Raw genomic sequence first — 1,284 nt, 5'->3', positions numbered from 1 at the left:
GCCCTGGCCGGCGACCCGCGGATCCGCTGGGACGACCCCGCCATGGTGGACGTGCCCGCCGGCCGGGCCCTGATCGGCACCCCGGACGGCGAGGTCGACGAACTGCACCGGGACGCCGAGCAGTTCGGCGTGCAGCGGTCCTGGGTGCAGAAGGAGTGCCCGCGCCACCCGGTGCAGCTGGCCGCGTTCCGGCTCGCGGTGTACCCGGTGACCAACGCCGAGTACGCCGTGTTCCTCGCCGACACCGGCCACAACGAGCTGCCCAGCGGCTGGAGTTACGGCCGCTTCGCGCCGTCCGCCGCCAACCACCCGGTGCACACCGTCACCGCGGACAGCGCCGACGCGTACGCGGCCTGGCTGAGCGGGCGCACCGGCCGCCGGTTCCGGCTGCCCACCGAGCAGGAGTGGGAGTACGCGGCCGGCGGGCCCGAGGGCCCGCGCTACCCGTGGGGCGGCGACTGGCGCGCCGAGGCCGCCAACACCCTGGAGTCCGGGCTGCTGATGACCAGTCCGGTGGGCGTCTTCCCGCAGGGCCGCGCCTGGTGCGGCGCGCTGGACCTCGCGGGCAACGTCGAGGAGTACACCAGCAGCACCTACCGGCCCTACCCGGGCGGCGAGTTGGTGGAGGACGACCTGTACCTGCGGATGGGCGCGTACCGGATCGCGCGCGGCGGCGCGTTCAACCGCTTCCGCGACCTGGCGCGCTGCCAGCGCCGCCACGGCCCCTACCCGCGCTCGCTGTACGCGATGGGCTTCCGCCTCGCCGAGGACGTCCCCCCGCACGGGGAGGGCTGAGCGGCGTGCGCATCGTCCACCTGCACTGGACGGGGCTGCCGGTCACCGGCGGCGTCGAGACCCACCTGAAGGCCCTGGTCGGCCAACTCGCGGCGCTGCCCTGCGAGGTGACGGCGATCGTCGGCACCCCCGACTCCCCGGGCTGCGCGCACCACCCGGCGCTGGACGTCTCCGCGCCCTCGACCGCGGAGCTGAACGCCGACCTCGCGGACCGGCTCCGGGCCGCCGACGTGGTGCACTGGCACAACCCGCAGTGGCACAAGCCCGAGGTGGTCACCGCCGTCCTCGGCCTGCTGCACGGCGGCGGCTGGCGGGGCCGGTTCGTCTTCGACCTGCACAACATCGACGACGACCCCGGCCAGTGGGCGTTCCTGGCCGGCCTGCCGGGCACGGTCGCGGCGCACTCCCCGTTCGTGGCCGGCGAGGTCCGCCGCCGGCTGCCCGCCGCCCGGACCGCCGTCCTCCCGCTGGCGCTGCCGCTGGACGAGG

2 protein-coding genes are annotated in these 1,284 nt (G+C 75.9%); both read left to right on the top strand.

Annotation, left to right across the window (positions count from 1 at the left end; all coding sequences use genetic code 11):
• The coding region (locus tag KCH_RS35060; protein WP_051653790.1) for a formylglycine-generating enzyme family protein at positions 1-795 on the top strand (795 nt) is incomplete at its 5' end.
• 5 nt (positions 796-800) lie between these two features.
• On the top strand, positions 801-1,284 hold a 484-nt coding region (locus KCH_RS43065), incomplete at its 3' end, for a glycosyltransferase (protein ID WP_035870045.1).

This window comes from Kitasatospora cheerisanensis KCTC 2395, from assembly GCF_000696185.1.
Lineage (GTDB): Bacteria > Actinomycetota > Actinomycetes > Streptomycetales > Streptomycetaceae > Kitasatospora > Kitasatospora cheerisanensis.
Note: the sequence above shows the minus strand (reverse complement) of the source record. Positions and strands in the feature narration are given on the sequence as shown.